The sequence below is a fragment of the Rhizobium sp. RHZ02 genome (genome assembly GCF_014851575.1).
Taxonomy (GTDB): domain Bacteria; phylum Pseudomonadota; class Alphaproteobacteria; order Rhizobiales; family Rhizobiaceae; genus Rhizobium; species Rhizobium altiplani.
On the sequence record NZ_JACUZX010000055.1, the window covers coordinates 1 to 5,126 of the forward strand.

Annotated in this window: 9 protein-coding genes; 7 read left to right on the forward strand and 2 right to left on the reverse strand. The window is 55.3% G+C overall.

The features are described from left to right. Both IB244_RS31195 and IB244_RS31200 read left to right on the forward strand, forming a co-directional pair. The coding region (locus tag IB244_RS31195; protein ID WP_210334367.1) for a hypothetical protein at positions 1-569 on the forward strand (569 nt) is incomplete at its 5' end. After that, the gene (locus IB244_RS31200; protein ID WP_192306911.1) at positions 566-925 is read left to right on the forward strand and encodes a hypothetical protein; all 360 of its coding nucleotides are present in this window, start codon (positions 566-568) and stop codon (positions 923-925) included. The genes IB244_RS31195 and IB244_RS31200, both read left to right, overlap by 4 nt. A gap of 20 nt (positions 926-945) precedes the next feature. Here the strand turns inward: IB244_RS31200 and IB244_RS31205 are convergent, their stop codons facing one another. Further along, positions 946-2,232, reverse strand: a complete 1,287-nt coding sequence (locus IB244_RS31205) for an acyltransferase family protein (protein WP_192306913.1) — start codon at positions 2,230-2,232, stop codon at positions 946-948. A 78-nt stretch (positions 2,233-2,310) separates the two neighbouring features. On the opposite strand from IB244_RS31205, the gene IB244_RS31210 reads away from it, so the two are divergent. From IB244_RS31210 to IB244_RS31230, 5 genes are all read left to right on the forward strand, one after another. Next, a complete protein-coding gene (locus tag IB244_RS31210; RefSeq protein ID WP_192306914.1) occupies positions 2,311-3,048 on the forward strand; it encodes a glycoside hydrolase family 19 protein in 738 nt (245 codons plus the stop codon). 4 nt (positions 3,049-3,052) lie between these two features. Then, the gene (locus IB244_RS31215) at positions 3,053-3,244 is read left to right on the forward strand and encodes a hypothetical protein (protein WP_192306915.1); all 192 of its coding nucleotides are present in this window, start codon (positions 3,053-3,055) and stop codon (positions 3,242-3,244) included. After that, positions 3,245-3,652 (forward strand): hypothetical protein, encoded by a 408-nt coding sequence (locus IB244_RS31220; RefSeq protein WP_192306916.1) that lies wholly within the window; start codon positions 3,245-3,247, stop codon positions 3,650-3,652. 162 nt (positions 3,653-3,814) lie between these two features. Beyond that, a complete protein-coding gene (locus tag IB244_RS31225) occupies positions 3,815-4,126 on the forward strand; it encodes a hypothetical protein (protein ID WP_192306917.1) in 312 nt (103 codons plus the stop codon). 80 nt (positions 4,127-4,206) lie between these two features. Then, a complete protein-coding gene (locus tag IB244_RS31230) occupies positions 4,207-4,551 on the forward strand; it encodes a DUF982 domain-containing protein (RefSeq protein WP_192306918.1) in 345 nt (114 codons plus the stop codon). Here the strand turns inward: IB244_RS31230 and IB244_RS31235 are convergent. After that, positions 4,534-4,827 carry a hypothetical protein gene (locus IB244_RS31235; protein ID WP_246734804.1) on the reverse strand — a complete coding sequence of 98 codons (294 nt, stop codon included), beginning with the start codon at positions 4,825-4,827 and terminating at the stop codon, positions 4,534-4,536. The two genes, IB244_RS31230 and IB244_RS31235, sit on opposite strands and share 18 nt — an antisense overlap. Between the last annotated feature and the right edge of the window lie 299 nt (positions 4,828-5,126).

Consider the following 5,126-nt stretch of genomic DNA (forward strand, 5'->3'; position numbering starts at 1 on the left):
CCAATCAGGGTGGACTAGACACCGGTTCGGTTGGGGACAACACATATCACGTATTTCTGATCCAGCGGTCTGACACGGGCGTTGTCGATGTTCTGTTTTCGCTTTCCGCGACATCACCAACGATGCCGGCAAACTACGACCGCAAACGCCGCATTGGTTCCATTCTACGCACAGGCGGGGCAAACCGTCTGTTCTTGCAAGTTGGGAACCGCTTCCTTCTTGCTGGCGCCGCGGTAATCATCAGAAGCAGCACTGCGGCGGTCGGAGCGACCTTGGTCCAGACAGTGGCCCCCTTCGGCATTCGCGTACAGCCGATGTTGGTGTCAACCCTTCTAACCAACGCGTCCTCTGTCGCTACAAACTTTATCTCCGATGGGACAGGTTCGCCAACGCTTTTCAACTTCCAGCAATCCCAATCGGCAGGGCTGGATACGACGACCATTCTCGGCGGAATCTACACCGACACTTCGGCCAACATTACATGGTCGACCACGATCGGCGCAGGCACGATATCCACAAACGCCCTTGCAAGCATTGGCTGGATCGACACCAGGGGGATTAACGGATGAGCTTCGTTCAACGCGATGACAACGGCAAGATCAACGGCGTCTATGCCTTCCTGTGCAAAGGCGTGGCGGAAGAGGAGCTTCCTGACGACAACCCAGAAGTCCTGTCTTTCCAAAATCCACCACCTCCACCAGTCGAAATCGTTTCAGCTCGTCAGTTCAAGCTCCAGCTCCTCGCATCTGGCCTGCTCGATCAGGTGGACGCATGGATTGCCTCACAGTCCAAAGCGGTCCAGATCGCCTATGAGTACTCTGGCACCTTCGTTAAATCGGAACCGATGCTGCAAGCCGGGTTCAATGCATTAGGCTTCACGGACGAGCAGCTAGATGGTTTCTTCCAAGCCGCCTCCAAAATCTGAGGCTTCGAGACACGCCCATGTTAAGCTCGGTCTGCCGTCGCCCAAGCAATTTTAAATGCTGATTGGCAGAAGCGCTGTAACGGCTTTTCAATATGGACGAAGGACATATGCGAGAGCGCCACCATGCCTACGACCCACCCGATTAGCGTCAATGGTTTCTCAAAGATGTGCGATGAGTGACCGAGGTAGGTGAAAATCATGATGATCAACACCTGGGTAGGAAAGTGCCACAAATAGGAAGAATAGGTGGTGTCCCCGAACCATTTCAGTGGCTTCAATCGCTGCTGTACTTTGGGATGATAATCCATCCAGCCGACGAGCAAGACGATCGGTGGGAAAAGGAAGAACTGAACATTGTAGAACCGCATGTGCGGCAAGAGCCCGCTAGCGGTGTAATAAATAAAGAAGAATGCGCTTACAACGGCTGGGGCGAAGAGGATTATCGGCCGGTTTCTGAACCGGATGAGCCAATAGTAAAGCGCGCAGCCGGCAAAGAAGAAGAACGCGCAGAGGTGGAAGTTGTTTACGGGGGATTGCTCGTTCACCAGCATGGCCATAGTGATCACAATGAAGCACGGGACCAGTAGGCCAAAAGAGAAAAGCCGCCTCGCGAGGATGAAAAAGACCGCATAGATTGCTAGCTCTACGGAGACTGACCAGATCGGGCCGTTAAAGTTCACAGCATCCGTAAAGCCCCAGCCCGATATGAAGAAAAGATGCCGGACAAAGTCTGTCATAGAGTTTCCGGCCACCATCGTGTAGTGCCCTAGCAGGTTGAAGCTCACAATCTGGATAGCCCCGATCGCGACAAGAGTTATGAAATGCAAGGGGTATAGGCGAGCGAACCGCGCAGAAACGAACGAAGCTATCGTTGTTTCCCGATCGCCATAAACGTGTGCGAAGACAAACCCAGAGATGACCCAGAAGCCGCCAACGGCCCAATAGCCATATTCGTAGAACGGCATCAATAACGCGTAAAACGGTTGAGTTGATCGATCGAAGGTCGTGCCGGAAAGCGAAAAGAAATGCTGATAATGCCAAATCAAGATGACGACCGCTGCGAACGAGCGAAGAATGTCAATTCCGAAGAAATGGCGAACGTTCGCTGAAGCGCCGTAGTCTCCAGCGGTTGGCGGCTGGAATAAAGACTTCGACATTTCTGTAAGGGACGGCGTTTTGTGAAATCGAGGGATATTATCCGGCACTTTGTTTTGGCCCTGTCTAATCGTGGTTGATAGGGCTAACCGGCATAGGTCTTCGATGTCAACCTGCGCAGCAGTCTGAGTTGCGTTTGGTGGCCGGTTCAATGGGTTCATCCTCGGCCATCGCCGGCCGGTATCTGCTCAAGGCAAAGCCTTTCTAAACCTCACAATCTGGAGCTTTCAATGGATCGCGCGATCTTCTTCGCCGCGTTGCGCCGTCGCGCATCCGGTGTTTTCGGCACGTCTCTCAGTCAGTCACAAGTGGACGGCATCAACGGCATTCTGGATGCCTTCGCCACTCATGGAGATGGACGAGACAAGACGCTCGCCTATGCTCTCGCCACCGCCTACCACGAGACCGGCGCCCGTATGGTTCCCGTCAGGGAAGGTTTCGCGAAGGATGACGCCAGCGCCCGCCGTATTGTCGCCAAGCGCGAATATGGCAAGCCAGCGGGGAAATACGGCCACGTCTACTATGGTCGCGGGCAGGTCCAGCTCACCTGGCTGAAGAATTACGACACCTCGTCAGCCGATGCGGCCTATGATCTCGTCGCCTATCCCGACAAGATGCTCGATCCGGTCATCTCGGCGCGGGTGATGATCAAGGGCTTGCTTGACGGTCGATGGAACGGAGCCGGGAAGGGGATTGCCGCCTACCTCCCGACAAACGGCCCTGACGACCTCAAGAACGCCCGCCGCACGGTCAACGTGACCGACAAGTGGGAACTGATCGGCGGCTACTACACGGCCTTCCTGTCGGCCATCAAAGAGGCTGGCGGTGTGCCTGTCGTCACTCCTGCTCCACAGCCAGCATCCGCAGCAACTCCCAAGCCCGTCGTCATCGAGCCGCAGCAGGTCTCTGAGGGCAATTGGCTCGCCAAGCTCATTGAAGCAATCGCCAACGTTTTCACAAGGAAGTAAGACCATGCCAGCAGTGATAGCAAGAATCGCCCTGAGATACCTCGCAGGCGCCCTCATCGCCAAGGGTTACCTTGACGCAGGAACCGGCGACACGCTCGCCTCTGACCCTGACCTCCTCATGCTCGTCGGCCTCGGCATTGGAGCTCTAACCGAACTGGCCTATGTCGTTGCCCATCGCATGGGCTGGGCAAAGTAGATGCTCTGGAGCCTTCTCCTCGGCCTCTTCAAGGGCCCTCTTGATCGCATTCTGGCAACGGTAGATCGCAAGATTGACAGCGAAACCGAACGCCAGCGCATCAAGAGCGAGACCGTAGAGAAGGCTATCGACGCGGAAATCTCCGCCAGGACCGCTTCGAAGGAAATCCGGGTCGCTACGGCTGGGTTCTTGGAGATGAGGATTATCACGTTCCTCATCGCGGGCTGCTTCGTGTCCCATCTCGTATTGGTGACGATCGACACGAACCTTCAGCTTGGCTGGGGTATCGCGAAATTCCCGGCTCCCTTCGACGAATACGAGGGGACAATCCTTCTGTCGTTCTTCGGTCTGCAGGCCGCATCGTCGGGCATTGGCGCGATTGCAGCGGCGATCATGAAGCGAAAGTAAGCGGCCGGCGCTCGTGTTCCAGCACTGCGCCGACCTGACCAAACTCGATCTCGCGGAACGAGAGTGGCTGGCCCAACAATGCCTGCCCAATCTTTTCCAATTTCCTAACAGACAGGCATAGCATTCAAAGGGGCATAGGAATTGAACCCACCGAGCACTGAGATGGATTATGACCTCCGCACGAGAGTCGTCAGCCTCGAGCACCAATCAACCCTTCACTCTCAACGGCTCGGAGACCTAGAGAAGTGGCAACGCTTGAGCGACATTAACGACGCCCGCAAAGACGAGCAGTTCAAGAACATGGACCAACGGTTTACGTCGATCGACAAGAAGATTGATGAGCTTGGGAAATCCATGACGTCGAAAACTGACGAGATCGGCGGCACTCTGAAATGGGTGAACAGGACGATCTTGACCGGGGTTATTCTTGGCGTGATCGCGTTCCTGATCCGAGGCGGGTTCAGCGTCCCCTAACGGACAAATTAGAAGAATCTCATAAACGCACCTTGACTCTCCGGCTCCAATCCTCACCTGATTCGGCCAGAGGTGACGGCATGACAGAATACGTAGGTGAGCACATCAGCATTAGAGACTGCATTGTCTGCGTCGAGAAGCGCAAGGGCATCACCATGCGCCGGCATGCAACGCTGTCGGATCTGGCCTATAGCCTGCTCTATCGCTGGCCGGAAGAGAACCGGGGCAAGGAATGGGTGCGAGCCCAGACAATGTGCCTTGAGGCCATGGAAGGCCACAGAGACCCTGAACAGGCGAGGGCGGCATTCGTAGCTGCAGCAATCGCCGCTGAGATGCTGATGGTCAAGGAAGAGTACATACAGGTGCGGGGCGAGAAGCGTCCCAAAGCAAAGCGCGGGCAGCGATCGCTAGACGCCGGGGTTTAGCCCATTGGCAGCCAGCAGACGATCATAATAGTCCTCGACTTTCCGCATCGCCTCCCGGCCTTCGGGTTCGAACCCCTGATGCGGCAGCAATCGTTTCCGCACTCGTGGCCCATTCGCGGCCCACATCCACTGTCCCTTCATCGGGCCGTGCGGCTGTAGCTGAATCCTCCCAACGTCAATCTCCCCGTCATACCCTGACCAGTCGTTATCGGTCGGCACGTCGTTGTCGTCGATCTTCGTTCGGCGCCATTTGTATTTCGGTTGATAGGCTGTCATCATCCCGGCAGCTTAGGGCAAAACCGTTTACATCAGCCAGAGTTTCTTCAATGATTTTCTGGGCAGTAATTGTAAACCGTTTCGCCGGAAGGCCTGAGAATGCTGGATTTGCTTTCCGCCTTCTAAGCAGGTTGTCGCAGGTTCGATTCCTGCAGGGGTCGCCACTCTTTCTCGGTCCGTTCTGGACACATAGGTTACGTTTTATTCCTGAGACATAGGTAACACTTTTGGACCGAAAGGGTTCGGCAAAGGTTCAAGCCTGCATGTCTCATCATCGAAGTATCCCAGATCGTAGTCCA